Annotated in this window: 13 protein-coding genes; 6 read left to right on the top strand and 7 right to left on the bottom strand. The window is 64.4% G+C overall.

What is annotated here, in order from left to right:
- Together phnH and phnG are read right to left on the bottom strand one after the other, a co-directional pair.
- Window positions 1–612, bottom strand: a complete 612-nt coding sequence (phnH, locus tag FJ417_RS19165) for a phosphonate C-P lyase system protein PhnH (RefSeq protein WP_140784555.1) — start codon at window positions 610–612, stop codon at window positions 1–3.
- Complete coding sequence (gene phnG / locus FJ417_RS19160) at window positions 612–1,073, bottom strand: phosphonate C-P lyase system protein PhnG (protein WP_140709566.1); 462 nt, start codon at window positions 1,071–1,073, stop codon at window positions 612–614. Before phnG ends, phnH begins: the two co-directional genes overlap by 1 nt.
- Window positions 1,074–1,208: 135 nt before the next feature.
- Between phnG and phnF the strand changes: the two genes are divergently transcribed.
- The gene (phnF, locus tag FJ417_RS19155; RefSeq protein ID WP_181183261.1) at window positions 1,209–1,943 is read left to right on the top strand and encodes a phosphonate metabolism transcriptional regulator PhnF; all 735 of its coding nucleotides are present in this window, start codon (window positions 1,209–1,211) and stop codon (window positions 1,941–1,943) included.
- Window positions 1,944–2,238: 295 nt separating this feature from the next.
- On the opposite strand, the gene FJ417_RS19150 is transcribed toward phnF, so the two are convergent.
- The 5 genes from FJ417_RS19150 to FJ417_RS19130 all read right to left on the bottom strand — a co-directional run bounded on the left by FJ417_RS19150 (window position 2,239) and on the right by FJ417_RS19130 (window position 8,823).
- Window positions 2,239–3,258 carry a zinc-binding alcohol dehydrogenase family protein gene (locus tag FJ417_RS19150; protein ID WP_140784553.1) on the bottom strand — a complete coding sequence of 340 codons (1,020 nt, stop codon included), beginning with the start codon at window positions 3,256–3,258 and terminating at the stop codon, window positions 2,239–2,241.
- Window positions 3,259–3,328: 70 nt separating this feature from the next.
- The gene (locus tag FJ417_RS19145) at window positions 3,329–4,294 is read right to left on the bottom strand and encodes an ABC transporter permease (RefSeq protein WP_140644615.1); all 966 of its coding nucleotides are present in this window, start codon (window positions 4,292–4,294) and stop codon (window positions 3,329–3,331) included.
- Window positions 4,291–5,844, bottom strand: coding sequence for a sugar ABC transporter ATP-binding protein (locus tag FJ417_RS19140; protein WP_140784552.1), 1,554 nt, complete (start codon window positions 5,842–5,844; stop codon window positions 4,291–4,293). The genes FJ417_RS19145 and FJ417_RS19140 overlap by 4 nt, the downstream gene beginning before the upstream one ends.
- A 159-nt stretch (window positions 5,845–6,003) precedes the next feature.
- Window positions 6,004–6,999 (bottom strand): ABC transporter substrate-binding protein, encoded by a 996-nt coding sequence (locus FJ417_RS19135; RefSeq protein ID WP_140784551.1) that lies wholly within the window; start codon window positions 6,997–6,999, stop codon window positions 6,004–6,006.
- Between the two features lie 318 nt (window positions 7,000–7,317).
- Window positions 7,318–8,823, bottom strand: a complete 1,506-nt coding sequence (locus tag FJ417_RS19130; protein ID WP_140784550.1) for an altronate dehydratase family protein — start codon at window positions 8,821–8,823, stop codon at window positions 7,318–7,320.
- A gap of 471 nt (window positions 8,824–9,294) precedes the next feature.
- On the opposite strand from FJ417_RS19130, the gene FJ417_RS19125 reads away from it, so the two are divergent.
- The 5 genes from FJ417_RS19125 (at window position 9,295) to FJ417_RS19105 (ending at window position 13,713) form a co-directional block, all read left to right on the top strand.
- Window positions 9,295–10,197 carry a GntR family transcriptional regulator gene (locus FJ417_RS19125; protein ID WP_140644611.1) on the top strand — a complete coding sequence of 301 codons (903 nt, stop codon included), beginning with the start codon at window positions 9,295–9,297 and terminating at the stop codon, window positions 10,195–10,197.
- Between the two features lie 296 nt (window positions 10,198–10,493).
- Window positions 10,494–10,841, top strand: a complete 348-nt coding sequence (locus tag FJ417_RS19120) for a hypothetical protein (protein ID WP_140784549.1) — start codon at window positions 10,494–10,496, stop codon at window positions 10,839–10,841.
- A 90-nt stretch (window positions 10,842–10,931) separates the two neighbouring features.
- Window positions 10,932–11,486, top strand: coding sequence for a copper chaperone PCu(A)C (locus tag FJ417_RS19115; RefSeq protein WP_140784548.1), 555 nt, complete (start codon window positions 10,932–10,934; stop codon window positions 11,484–11,486).
- A gap of 30 nt (window positions 11,487–11,516) precedes the next feature.
- The gene (locus FJ417_RS19110; protein ID WP_140784547.1) at window positions 11,517–12,032 is read left to right on the top strand and encodes a YcnI family protein; all 516 of its coding nucleotides are present in this window, start codon (window positions 11,517–11,519) and stop codon (window positions 12,030–12,032) included.
- Between the two features lie 85 nt (window positions 12,033–12,117).
- Window positions 12,118–13,713, top strand: a complete 1,596-nt coding sequence (locus FJ417_RS19105) for a copper resistance CopC/CopD family protein (RefSeq protein WP_246687494.1) — start codon at window positions 12,118–12,120, stop codon at window positions 13,711–13,713.
- Window positions 13,714–13,769 lie beyond the last annotated feature (56 nt).

The following is a 13,769-nucleotide window of genomic DNA, read 5'->3' as shown; positions in this document are numbered from 1 at the left end:
TCATGCCTCCATCGACTTGATGCGGTTGGTGCGCGGCAGGCAGGCGAGGCTGCCGGGCGCCGCCAGGATGATGTCGACGCCGCGCGGGAAACGCTGGTTGTTCTGCTTCCACTGCTCGACGAAATGGCGCGGCATGCCCGGAGGCGCGATCATCGACGTCTTTTCGATCCCAGGACCGTCGAGCAGCAGCGAAGGGCCCGAAGCGAGGTCGTCGACCATGAGGATCAGCGTCGTCGAGCGATCGGGATATTCTTGCGTGCCCTGCGCAAAACCGTCGAGCGCCGCCATCTCCCTGGGATTGGCGATCAAGGCGAAATGCGCGTCGGCCGGGGTGTTGGCCAAGGGCGCGCCGGTGTGGAAGCCGAGCCAGGCCTTGACCGAGGCGTGCGCCTGCAGCGGCGGATCGAGCCAGACTGGCGTGTCGTTGTCGCAGAGCGCCAGCGCGACCGCGCCTGCCGTCGCCGACAATGGCGCTGGCGGGCGGGCGAGTTGCGGCAGGTCCTGGACGGTGCCGGGGCGCGCCATCGCGTCCATGATGGCGCGGAAGACGGTCTGCGCGTCGAAAACCGGCTCGGTGAAGCCGCCGTCGATCGATTGCGTGGCGATGTCCATCAGTCCTCTCCGCGCACCATGGTGAAGAAATCCACTTTCGTTGCCGCCGTCTCGACGCGCCGCGTCTCGCGCGCCGCATCGAGCGCCGCGCGCAAGGGCGCGACCAGCTTCGTCTCGACCGCCTCGCGATGCGCCGGGTCCTGCCAGAGCGCGTCGGCGATCGCCGCGAGCTTTGCCTTGCCCTTGTCGCGGCCGAGCGCATAGGAGTGGCCAACCTTGCCGGATGGCAGCCGCACCGTGGCGCGGGTGACCGTCGCCTCGCCGACATTGAACGGCGCGCCGCCGCCGCCGATCCGCCCGCGCACCGTCACCAATCCGGTCTCCGGGCCGCGCAAAAGCTCTGCCTCGGAAGGCAGGCCCGCTTCATTCCACAGACGGGAGATCTCATCGGCCGCGGCATGCGCCAGCGTCGCCATCAAGGCCTTCCGCCCGGCCTGCTCGCGCGCTTCCTGTCCTCGCATGGCATCGATCCTTACATGCATAAAATTTGTCTATTGATATAGACAACTATACAAATTATACTCATCTCGTAACGAGAGTCCATGACGGGTGGATGACAACCCGGGAAAAATGCTTGGGGGCGATGGGTGACTGGACTGGCGGCTAGTATCGAAAGGCGTAATGGCGTGTCGCTGTGGCGGCAGATCGCCGATCGGATCCTGCAGGCGATCGCCAATGGCGATTTCGCGGAGAACGCGGCGCTGCCGCCCGAAGTCGCGCTGGCGGAACGTTACGGCGTCAACCGCCACACAGTGCGCAGCGCCATTGCCGCACTTGTGCAGGAAGGCGTGCTGAAGGCCGAGCAGGGACGCGGCACCTTCGTCTTGTCGCGCAAACGGCTGTCCTATCCGATCGGCGCGCGCACGCGCTTCTCGACCGGACTGCAAGGGCAGACGAGCGAGCGGCATATCGCGCTGTTGTCGTCATCGACGGAGCCGGCCAGCCGGCGCATCGCCGAGGCGCTAGGTCTCGCCAAGGGTGCTGCCGTTATCCGCCTTGAGACGCGCGGCGAGGCCGACGGTCATCCGGTGTCGCGCGCGACGACCTGGTTCGACGCCAAGCGCTTCGCTGGCATCGAGGCCTCTATGGCGGAAACGGGGTCGATCACTGCCTCGCTGAAGCGTTTCGGCATCAACGATTATCTGCGGCACTCGACAGTGCTGTCAGCGCGGCACGCCGACGCCGACGACCTTGCAGCACTCGATTTGCAGCCCGGCGCCATCGTACTGGTCACCGTCGCGGTGAACGTCACGCTCGATGGCCAGCCGATCCAGTTCGCGGAGTCGCGCTTTCCGGCGGAGCGGGTGGAGCTGAGGCTCTCGGCATCGTAGGAGATGCTGGCCTTGTCTCAGACCCGTGATTGATCTGCCTCACGCTGATGTCAGCCCAGCTCGGCCGCTTAATTGTCAGAGTCTTCGCGTTTGAGGAGCGCCTTCCCCCACTCCGTCGCCGCTTCGCGGCGCCACCTCTCCCCCCTCCGGAGGGAGAGGAAGGGAGCCAGCCGGCATAAGCTCGCACCTTTCCTCTTCCCCCGTCGATCGGGGGAGAGGTGTCGAGCGAAGCTCGACGGAGCGGGGGTCGACCTACGCGGCGGCGTCAATTCGGGTCAGGTTCACCGGCTGCCGTTTATGACCCGACCTCGATGACCGCCTTGATCAGCCCTGATTTCTCATGCGTCCATCGCGCCAGATCGCGCGGCGTCCTGGCAAGCGTGGTGCGATGGGTGACGAGCTTGTTCAGCGGCACGGCGCCGTTGCGGATCGAGGCCGCAACATGGTCGAAGTCGGCCTTCAGCGCATTGCGGCTGCCGACCAGCGTCATCTCGCGCTTGTGGAATTCGGGATCGGAGAAGGCGATGTCGTCCTTGACGACGCTGACCAGCACCAGCGTGCCGCCATGCGCGACATGGGCGAAGGCGGACTGCACCGACGGCGTGTTGCCCGTCGCGTCGAATACGAGGTCGAAACCCTCGCCGGAGGTTGCTTGCCGGACCAGTTCGGCAGCCGTCGCCTTCGAGCCGTCCAGCGGGGTAAAGCCGAGTTCCTTTTCGGCGAAGCCGAGGCGCTCGGCGCTCATGTCGAGCAAGCTGACATCCAGCCCGGCGATGCGCGCGAAGATCGCCGCGCCGAGGCCGATCGGCCCGGCGCCGATAACCAGCGTGCGCGCGCCGGGAGGCCCGAGCGAACGGCGCACCGCATGCGCGCCGATGGCCAGGAATTCCACCGCCGCGGCGTCGGCCAGCGACAGGCCGTTTGCCGGGTAGAGGTTCTCAACCGGCACCAGGATCTCGTCGCACATGGCGCCGTCGCGGTGGACGCCGAGCACTTCGATCTTCACGCAGCAATTCGGTTTGCCGTGCCGGCAGGCGATGCATTTGCCGCATGAAAGATAGGGGTTGATGACGACCGGCTCGCCGACGGCGAGATCGACGCCTTCGCCCTTTTCGACGATGGTGCCGGAGACCTCATGGCCCATGATGCGCGGATAGGCCAGAAACGGGTGCTTGCCTTCGAAGATGTGGTAGTCGGTGCCGCAGATGCCGACATGGCTGACGGCAACCCGCGCCCAACCGGGCGGGGGCGCGCCAGGGTCGGCGCGGTCTTCGAGGACAAGCTCGCCGGGTGAGCGGCAGACAACGGCTTTCATTTCGCAAATCCAATATTCAAAAAAGAACGCCGGCCTCGTACGAACGAGGCCGGCGGAAGTCAGGGAGGATTCATTTGCCGCGACGGCGCAGGCCGTCGAAGTAGACGATGACGATGATCAGCACGCCGGTGATGATGCGCTGCCAGAACGAGTTGACGTTGAGCAGATTGGCGCCGTTGTTGATGGTGGCGAGGATGAAGGCGCCAAGCAGCGGTCCGTGCACCGAGCCGACCGCCCCGAACAACGAGGTGCCGCCGATGACGGAAGAGGCGATCGCCTGCAGTTCCCAGCCTTCGGCCTGGGTCGGATTGCCGATGCCGATGCGGGCGGCAAGCAGCACGCCGACGAAGGCCGCGCACAGGCCGGACAGCGTGTAGGCCATGTAGATGGTGCGCTGGACGTTGACGCCGGACAGGCGCGAGGCCTCGGCATTGGAGCCGACGGAGAAGAGGTAGCGGCCCCAGCGGCTGTGGTGCAGGAAGATGTAGGCGGGCACGCCGACAAGGATCACCATCCAGAACAGATTGGGAATGCCGATAAAGGAATTTCTGGAGAAGGCGGTGAAGCTGTCGCTGTTGATGTTGATCGAATTGCCGTTGGTCATCAGCAGGCCGATGCCGCGCAGCGAGGTCAGCGTCGCCAGCGTGATGATGAAGGGCGGCAGGCCCATCCTGACGATGCCGAAGCCATGAAACATGCCGATGGCGACACCGACCAGCAAGGTGGCCAGAATGGCCAGCCAGATCGGGACGCCGGCGTTGATCAGCATGGCGACGACCACTGTGCCGAAGCCGACCACGGCGCCAACGGAAAGGTCGATGCCGCCGGTGATGATGACGAAGGTCTGGCCGACCGCCATGATGGCGATCATGGAACCCTGGCGCAGCAGATTGGCGATGTTGTTGCCCGAAGCGAAGCTCGGCGTCGCCACCGACAGGACGATCCAGAGCAGCACCAGCAGCGCCAGCAGCGTCAGGCCGAACAGGACATTGTAGTTGCGCTTCGGCTTTTCGGCGGAGATCGCCTCGGTGCTCATGTCTGTCCTCCCAATTTCTCTTGTTTCTCGGCGAGCGCCTGGGTGAGAATGTCCTCGTGATCGGCGGTGCGGAAGCCATGCGTGGCGACCAGCTTGCCGCGCCGGAACACATGCAGCGTGTCGGCCAGCTCGTAGACCTCAGGCAGGTAGGACGAGATCAGGATGATGCCCGCGCCCTTGGACAGCAGCTCGCCGAACAGGCGGTAGATCTCGGCCTTGGTGCCGACATCGACACCGACGGTCGGCTCGTCGAAGATGAACAGCTTGGCGCCGTGCGCCAGCCATTTGCCGATGACGATCTTCTGCTGATTGCCGCCCGACAGGCTGGAGGCCAGCGCGCCGCGCGTCGGCGTCTTGATCCTGAGGCCGGCTATCTGGCGATCAGCCTCGGCCTTCTCCTTGGCGCCGGAAATCAAAAGGTTGCTGGAGATGCGTTTGTAGATCGGCAGGTTGAGGTTCATGCCGACCGGCAAATTGAGGCAGAGGCCCTGATCGCGGCGGCTTTCCGGCGCCAGCGCCATGCCGAGCCGGATCGCGTCGTGCTCGGAATTGACCTGGACCTCCTTGCCCTCCCACAGGATCTGGCCGGCCGACTTCCTGTGGCGGCCGTACAGCGTGGTGACGAACTCGCTGCGGCCGGCGCCGATCAGGCCGTAGAGGCCGACGATCTCGCCGGCGCGTACGGTCATCGAGATATTCTCGAAGCCCTTGCCGGACAGGTTCCATGCTTCGACGATGGTCGCGCCCGGCGTGAAATGCTCCTTGTGGTAAACCTGCTCAATCGAGCGATTGATCATCATCTTGACCAGTTCGGCGTCGTTGGTCTCGGCGATGTTGCGGGTGCCGACCAGCGTGCCGTCGCGCAGCACCGAGACGCGGTCGGCGAGCTCGAACACTTCCTCCATGCGATGGCTGATGTAGATGATGGTGACGCCTTCGCCCTTCAGCCGTCGGATCAGCGTGAACAACTGGTCGGCTTCCTTGCGGGTGAGGTAGGCGGTGGGTTCGTCGAAGATCAGGAATTTGGTGCCGCGCACGGTGGCGCGGGCGGCGGCGATCAATTGCTGCTGACCAATGGTGAGGTCGCCGAGCACGACATGCGCCGGCAGGTCGAAGCCGAGATCGTCGATGATCTTCTGCGCTTCCCTGACCATGGCGCGCTGCTGGAGGATGCCGAAGCGCGAATCCTCTTCGCCAAGGAACATGTTGGCGGCGACCGTCAGGTGACGGCAAAGCACGACCTCCTGGTGCACGGCGTTGATGCCGAGCGCCATCGCCTCATGCGGGGTCGCCAGGGCTGCCGGTTTGCCTTCCCAGATGACATCGCCCGAGGTGCGCGGCATGACGCCGGTGAGAAGCTTTATGAGGGTCGACTTGCCGGCGCCGTTCTCGCCGACGATGGCGTGGATCTCGCCCGCCTTGAACGCGAGATGCACGGGCTTCAGCGCATGCGTGCCGGGATAGCGCTTCTCCAGGCCGTGGAGCTCGAGGATCGTCCGGCCCGGCGCCAGCGTGGGGGCGGGGTGCAGGTCCTGCGCCGTCGACGTCATGACAATCCTCCCAGATTGATCCTAACCGTTGGATACACAGCGATGCGTCTGGCGCGCATCTTGAGGACTGAGCCTAAAGCAAGCCGGCGAATTGCCAAGCCGCTGTCACGGCTGTTTCCGGGGCGCCGAGGCCCCGGAAACGTCTGCAAGCGACGTTGCTCAGTTGAGCTTCGGGTTGAGCAGCGCGTCGATCTTGGGATCCTTCATGTTGGCCTTGGTCACCAGATTGGCGCCGGTGTCGACATTGGCCTCGACCTTCTCGCCCTTGGAAGCGGCCAAAGCGGTCTTGATGCCGTCATAGCCCATCCGGTACGGATCCTGGACGACCAGCGCGGAAATGACGCCGTCATTGAGGAACTTGATCAGCTTCTCGTCGCTGTCGAAGCCGACCAACGCCAGCTTGCCGCCAAGGTTGTTCTCGGCGACAGCCTGACCGACGCCCTGCGCCATTATCAGGTTGGACGCGAAGATGCCCTTGAGGTTCGGATTGGCGGTTATCAGGTCGGTGGCGATGTTGAGGCCGGTGGTGGCCTGGCCGTCGGCGTATTTGTCGGCGACCAGCTTCAGGCCCGGATATTTTGCCTTGAGCTGTTCGGTGAAGCCCTGCTTGCGCTGTTCGAGCGAACCGGCGCCGGGGGCGTTGGTGATCAGCGCGACGTCGCCCTCGATCTTGCCGCCATTGGCGGCGGCGATGGCGGCGGCGAGACCGTCCGCGGCGACGCGGCCGCCCTGGACGTTGTCGGTGGTCAGGAAGGAGGTGAAGGCCTTGGAGTCGGCGCCCGAGTCGATGCCGATGATCTTGACCTTGGAGGCAGCTTCATCGATCGGCTTGCCAAGCGCCTTGAATTCGGTCGGGGCGATCACGATTGCCGCCGGGTTGCTGGCGACGGCGTTCTCGAGGATCGAGACCTGGCCGTTGACGTCGGTTTCAGCCTGGGCGCCGAGCTCCGGCACGTTGATGCCGAGGTCCTTGCCGGCCTTGCGCGCACCGGCCAGCACGATCTGCCAGTAGAAGGAAGTGGTGTCCTTGACGATGATCGGAATGGTCACGTCGGCCGCCGAGGCGGGCGCGGAATGCATCGCGCCGGCAAGCATCGACGCGGCGGCCAAGGCCACGAAAGCACGGCGGTTGAGAAGGCTGGTCACGAATTTCATTAGGTTCCTCCCTAAGGTCGCCTGGTGAAGGTTGCGGAAGCTCCGTCTGGATAGGCGCGGCCCGAACAGAACTTTATCAATAAAAAACAGATGCCTTTTTTTGATAATGCATCGCCATGGTCGATGCAAGCGGTGTCTGGTGCCGTTTGTGCGATGCCGGGTGAGCATTGTCCGGCCCCTCCCTGGCAGCACATGGGCGCTTCCGTTCCTCCCTGTGGATATGGAACGATAATTTCACGGTGCTGTCAATGTGGAATATTCATTCCATCGTGAGGTCGCGCGATTGTGAAGGCCGACTTCCTTGCTGGCAGCGCTTCCTTAAAGCGTCGCGCCGAGATGCCAGGGCACGAATTCGTTGTCGCCGTAGCCGAACGCCTCGCTCTTGGTCTTGCGGCCGGACGCCGTCTCGATGATCATCTCGAAGATCTCGCGGCCCATGCCGGCGATTGTCTTCTCGCCCGAGGCGATGACGCCGCAATTGACGTCCATGTCCTCTTCCATCTGGTGATACATGGTCGAATTGGTGGCGACCTTGATCGACGGCGTCGGCCGGCAGCCGAAGCAGGAGCCGCGGCCGGTGGTGAAGACGATGACATTGGCGCCGCCCGCGACTTGGCCGGTGGCCGAGACCGGGTCGTAGCCGGGCGTGTCCATGAACATCAGGCCGCTGCCCGAAACCTTCTCGGCATAGCCGAAGACGCCGTTGAGCGGTGTCTGACCACCCTTGGCGACGGCGCCCAGCGATTTCTCGAGGATCGTGGTCAAGCCGCCGCGCTTGTTGCCGGGGGAGGGGTTGTTGTCGATCGAGGCGCCGTGCTTGGCGGTATGGTCCTCCCACCATTTCACATAGCCGTCGAGCTTGGCGGCGATCTCGGGCGAGGCGGCGCGATAGGCAAGCAGATGCTCGGCGCCGTAGATTTCGGTCGTCTCCGACAGGATGCCGATGCCGCCGCAACCGGCCAGGATATCGACGGCGGCGCCCAGCGCTGGATTTGCCGTGATGCCGGACATGCCGTCCGAGCCGCCGCATTGCAGGCCGACGACGATCTCCGAGACCGGGATCGGCTCGCGCTGCAAGTGGCCGATCTCATCGGCGATCTCGGCCAGCACGCCCATCGCCCTTTCGACCGATTTACGGGAACCGCCGGCTTCCTGGATGTTGAAATGGCGCTTTCCGGCGGCCACGCCCTTCTGGCCGTAAAGCGTGAGCTGGTTGACCTCGCAGCCCAGCCCCACCATCAGGATGCCGCCGAAATTCGGGTGGCGCGCATAGCCGGCCAAAGTGCGGTGCAGGACCATCATGCCGTCGCCGGTAGCGCTCATGCCGCAGCCCTGGCCGTGGACGATCGGCACGAAGCCGTCGATGCCGGGATATTTCGGCAGAAGCGTGCGATTGGCCTCGTCGGCGATGGCGTGGCAGACGGTCGACGAGCAATTGACGCTGGCGATGATGCCGATGAAGTTGCGCGTGCCGGCTCGCCCGTCGGCGCGGCGGTAGCCCATGAAGGTGCGCTTACGGTCGGCCTCGGTGGCGTGCTCGGCCTCGCTCGGCGGCACCACCGGCAAGCGGCCGCTCTCGAAGACCAGATTGTGCGAGTGGACATGCTCGCCAGCCGCGATGGCTTGCGTGGCGCGGCCGATCGCCTGCGCGTATTTCACCACCGCTTCGCCCGCGGCGATCGGCTTGATCGCCACCTTGTGGCCGGGCTCGATCACGGCGGTCGCGGCGGCGCCGCCCGGCAATGGCGTTCCGATTTCGATGCGTCCGTTGGCGACGGCGACATTATCGGAGGGCGAGAGAAGGATGGTGTTTGCAATGGTCACGTGCGGCTGTCCTGGGTGATCCTGGGAATGCGGGCGGATTGACTTGCGCCCGTTTAAAGGTAATGTCTTTTATCGGGAAAAAACAATTCTGCGTCAATTGTTTTCTCACCCTGGGTGGCGCGCGTCTTTTGGACGCCCGCGCCACCCGTTTGGCAAGCCGGCGAAAAACGTTCCGCTTTTCGGAGGCTTGCGCTAGAGCCGGATGGTTTCAGGTCCGTTTGGTCTGAAAATCTGAATCCGGCTCTAAATCAAAGAGATAGAGCATGATGTCGCCCGAAAACCGCTTCACACTTTTCGGCATCATGCTCTAGAGCAGTTCCAGGAAAAGTGCGTAGCGGTTTTCCGTCCGGAATTGCGCAGAAACAAGGATTTAGAGCAGTTCGGCGATTACGGGAAACGCTGAACTGCTCTAGGAACACCCATCATATCGCGCTTCCGGCAGGCCGCGGCAAGCGTTGGGGGATACGGGGCATGTCGAAGAGCAACAATGTCTACAAGGACGCCTTCAACCGCTGCCTCAGGCTGCTCGACGAGACCAAGAGCCTGCCGTCGGAGCCTGAGCTCGGCACGCTGCTCGGCGTCAGCCGCACCACGGTGCGCAGCATTCTTGCGCGCATGGAAGAAACCGGGCTGATCGCCTGGAACAAACGCAACAAGACGGTGCTCAGGGCGCCGCGGCCGGAGGATTTCTTCCCCGAGGAAGAGACCGATTCGCTCGCCGAGATCATCGAGCGCTCCTTCATGCGGCGCCTGCTTGCGGAAGGCGCGGAAGCCGGCATGCAGATCAACGAGCTGGAGCTGGCGCGCGAGATCGGCGTCGGCACCACCAGCGTGCGCGAATTCCTGATCCGCTTCTCGCGCTTCGGGCTGATCGAGAAGCGGCGCAACAGCCATTGGGTGCTGAAGGGTTTCACGCGCGCCTTCGCGCTGGAGCTGACCGAGATCCGCGAGATGTTCGAGTTGCGTTCGGCGGCGGCTTTCGCCGCGCTGCCAGAGGATAGCGCGGTCTGGGCCGATCTCGATCGGCTGGAGGTCGAGCATCGCCAGCTCGCCAGCGAGATCGCCACGCGCTTCAACGAATTCTCCGAACTCGACGAGCGCTTCCACCGGCTGATCCACCGCGCGTCGCACAACCGCTTCATCGTCGACTTCTACGATGTCATCGCGATGATCTTCCACTACCACTATCAGTGGAACAAGGCCGAGGAGCGCCAGCGCAACGAGGTCGCGGTCCAGGAGCATCTTGCCTATATCGCGGCGCTGAAATCGCGTGATCCCGGCAAGGTAGACGCCGCCTGCCGCAAGCACCTGAAGTCGGCGCGCCAGACGCTGCTGAGCTCGATTCCCGAAGGACGCCAGGCGCAGCCCGCCTAGGGTCTGTCGATATTCAGGTGATGCCGTCCTGGCCTGGAATCTCAACAGACCCTAATGCATGTCGCCCAGAAGCGCGCAGCGGTTTTGGGATAACGACAATGCATAAAAACAAGCGCGTCGCGCCGCGTTGCCGCAGCGCGGTTTTGCCGATTTTCCAGCCGCATCCTCCGTGTTATTTCCTTATTGGTCGCAATCCCGGACGGAAAACCGTTTCACACTTTTCCTGGAATTGCTCTAGTGTCGATCAAGTTTCCGGGAGAGGCTTTCCGTTGGATATCCGGCTGAAACGATGGAGCATGCCGGCCGCGTTCGTCGCGGCGCTGCTCCTGTTGCTTCAGTCCTCTCTCGGCGCTTTCGCGTTCGGCGCGCCTTCGCAGCTCGACGTCTTCGGCAACGTCATCTGCACGCATGAAGGCGCGGTAAAGCTCCCCGGCGGCGATCCGCACCAGCAGCGTATGCCGGCCTGCTGCTCGCTCGGCTGCAGCATGGTTTCGCCGGCGCATCTGCCGCCGCCGGAAGCAGGCGCGCTTCACAGGGCGACGGCGTTCGAGACGGTCGCTTTTGCGGTTCCGGCCTTCCAGCATCTCGACTTTGCCCGCGATCGCTCGCCGGCCAATCCACGCGCGCCGCCGGCAATGGTCTGATCCGCGGAAACTTTTCGCGGGCCTATTCATCCAATGATCAGACTGTTCGCGGCCGCAAAGCGGCGCGATCCTCACATTCATGGAGCAACCATGTCCAATCTTCTTCCCAGGGCTCGGACCTATGCCCTTCGCGGCGCGCCGCCGTTCCACCTCCAGCAGCGCGTTGGCCTTGCCGTGCTCAGCCTTCTTCTTCTCTTGGCCTGCATTCCCGCAGCCCTCGCGCATGAATTCAAGGTCGGCGATCTCGAGATCGAGCACCCCTGGTCGCGAGCGACGCCGCCCGGCGCCAAGGTGGCCGGCGGCTACTTCACCGTGATCAACAAGGGCAGTGCGCCGGACCGGCTGCTGTCGATTTCCTCCGACATCTCCGACAAGGCCGAACTGCATGAGATGGGCGTCAAGGACGGCGTCATGACCATGCGGCCGGTCGAGGGCGGGCTGGAGATCCCGGCCGGCGGCAAGGTCGCGTTGAAGCCGGGCGCCTACCACCTGATGTTCACCGGGCTGAAGCGGCAGCCGAAGCAGGGCGAGAAATTCCCGGCGACGCTGACCTTCGAGAAGGCCGGCAGCGTCAATGTCGAGTTTGCCGTCGAAGGCATGGGCGAGACGGGCAGTGGCGATATGGACATGGATCACGCCGAGTAATCCGCCAATTCGAAATCAGAGGGACAATTCATGAAGACATATCTTTTTGCCGGCGCGCTGTTCGCGCTCGGGACCAATGCCGCGCTCGCCCACATCACGCTCGAAACGCAGGAAGCGGCTGTCGGCTCCACCTACAAGGCGGTCTTGCGGGTGCCGCATGGCTGCGAGGGCAAGGCGACGACCGCCGTGCGCGTGCAGATCCCCGAAGGCGTCATTGCGGTGAAGCCGATGCCCAAGCCCGGCTGGACGCTGCAGACCAAGAAGGGCAAGTACGAGAAATCCTACCAGCTCTATGGCGAGACGCTGACCACCGGCGTCAAGGAAGTGGACTGGAGCGGCGGCAATTTGCCCGACGAGTTCTATGACGAGTTCGTTTTCCGCGCCTCGCTGGCGGCCGATCTGCCGGCCGGCCAGATGCTCTATTTCCCGGTGGTGCAGGAATGCGGCGACGCCACCAACCGCTGGATCGAGATCCCCGCGGCGGGCCAGGATGAGGACGCCTTGGAAACTCCGGCGCCCGGCATCAAACTGCTGCCGAAGAAATGATCCCTGTTGGCGCGCGCCATCGGGGCGCGCCACCATTTCCTGTTATGACGGCATGAGCGCAGCACAGCCTTCCTCGACGAACCGCATGCATACCGGCCCGCTTGCCTGGTTGGCTGCGGCGCTCATGGCGATGGCGGTGTTGGCGCTGCCCAGTCGTGCCTTCGCGCATGCGGCGTTGGTTGCGACCGATCCGTCCGACGGCGCCGTGCTGACGCAAAGCCCCGCGCAATTTTCGCTGAGCTTCAGCGAGCCCGTCTCGCCACTGGTTCTGACGCTTGTGCGGCCGGACGGCTCGCAGCTTGCACTGACATCCTTCCGTCTCAACGACCAGACGGTCGAGATCGACAATCCCGAAACGCTCAAACCCGGCACGCATGTGCTGAGTTGGCGGGTGGTGTCGGTCGACGGTCATCCTGTCGGTGGCTCGGCGCTGTTTTCCATAGGCGCGCCAAGCGCCGCGCCGGTGGCGGGCGAAGCCGTCGACTGGACGCTGCGCGCGGCGATCTGGGCGGCCAGGCTGTTTGTCTATGTCGGCCTCTTTCTCGGCGTCGGCGGCGCGTTCGCGCTCGCCTGGCTGGCCGAGGACCGGCGCCGCGGCCAACGCTTTGTCGCCTCGGCACTGCTTTTCGGCCTGGTCGGCGCGCCGTTGTCGCTCGGCCTGCAGGGATTGGATGGGCTTGGCGCCCCACTCGCCCGGTTTGCGACACCAGCCGTCTGGAAGACCGCGCTGGGGACGAGCTTCGTCTGGACGGTGCTGATCGGCTTGATCGCGCTTGGTCTCGCGCTGCTTTCGCTTTCCGGACCTTCGGCTCTTCGCAAGCTGTCGGCAGGCGCGGCGCTGCTCTGCGTCGGCGGCGCCCTTGCCGCGAGCGGCCACGCAAGTGCGGCCGAACCGCAATGGCTGACGCGGCCGCTGGTGTTCCTGCATGGCGCGGCTATCGCGTTCTGGGCCGGTTCGCTGACGCCGCTCGGCCTGGCATTGCGGCGGCAGCCGGCGGAAGCGAAAGTCTTTCTGCGCCGCTTCTCCCGCGCGATCCTGCCGGTCGTCATCCTGCTTGCCGCAAGCGGTATCGTGCTGGCGATCATCCAGGTGCAGCAGCCGGCAGCATTGATCGACACGTCCTATGGCCGGCTGCTGCTCTTGAAGCTGGCTCTGCTGCTCTTCCTGTTCACGCTTGCAGCGGTCAATCGCTGGACGCTGACGGCGCCCGCCGAGGCCGGCGACACTGAGGTGCAGCGGCGGTTGGCGCGCTCCATCCGCATCGAGGTGGTCATCGTGCTTGCCATCTTCGGCGTCGCCGCCGGCTGGCGCTTCACCCCACCGCCGCGCGCGCTGGCGATCGCCGCCGCGCAGCCGGTGTCGATCCACATCCACACGCCGAAGGCAATGGCCGATCTCAGCATCACGCCCGGCCATGCCGGCGAGGTCGCCGCTTCGATGATGATCATGACCGGCGATCTCGGACCGCTGGACGCCAAGGCGGTGACGCTGGTGCTGTCGAAGCCGGATTCCGGTATCGAGCCGATCAAGCGACCGGCGACCAAGCCGGGCGACGGCACCTGGCGTATCGACAATCTCGTCATCCCGCTGTCCGGTCGCTGGAATGCGCGGCTCGACATCCTCGTGTCGGACTTCGAGGTGGTGAAGATCGAGGCTCCCATAGAGATCAGGGCGCAATAGCCAACCCAAAGACACAATTCGGCGAGACGGTTGACGCCGCCGCCAAGGCCCGTCAT

Origin of the sequence: Mesorhizobium sp. B3-1-7, assembly GCF_006439385.1 — a bacterium.
GTDB lineage: Bacteria > Pseudomonadota > Alphaproteobacteria > Rhizobiales > Rhizobiaceae > Mesorhizobium.
This window is presented reverse-complemented; position numbering and strand designations above follow the sequence as displayed.